Source organism: Pseudomonas sp. SIMBA_067, assembly GCF_046534675.1.
GTDB lineage: Bacteria > Pseudomonadota > Gammaproteobacteria > Pseudomonadales > Pseudomonadaceae > Aquipseudomonas > Aquipseudomonas putida.
Genome location: NZ_JAWRYH010000206.1, coordinates 1 through 312, shown reverse-complemented (window position 1 = coordinate 312; position 312 = coordinate 1). Strand labels below are relative to the sequence as shown.

At 67.6% G+C, this 312-nt stretch carries 1 protein-coding gene; it reads right to left on the bottom strand.

The annotated features are described in order from the left end of the window. Positions 1-171: 171 nt before the first annotated feature. Positions 172-312: type II secretion system protein GspG (locus SB765_RS28750; protein ID WP_410932374.1), on the bottom strand; the 141-nt coding region annotated here is incomplete at its 5' end.

Below are 312 nucleotides of genomic sequence, written 5' to 3'. Positions count from 1 at the left end.
GGCGCCAGGCCATGCCGCGCAAGGCGCCGCCGTTGCTGCGCAGGCTGAGCACACGCAGGCCTTGGTCCTCGGCCTGGCGGCGGGCCTGGTCGGCGTCCTCGGCGTCGATCTGCAATTGCACCACACCCTGTCTGCCCAGGGCCTTGAGGCTGTAGCGCATGGCCGCTCTCCTTACTGCCAACTGGTAATTTCGGCGTTTTCCCCGTCACCACCGGGCTGGCCGTCCTTGCCCATCGACAGCAGGTCGTATTCACCGCCGTTCTCGCCGGGCTGCCGGTAGATATATGGCCGGCCCCATGGGTCTTGCGGCAC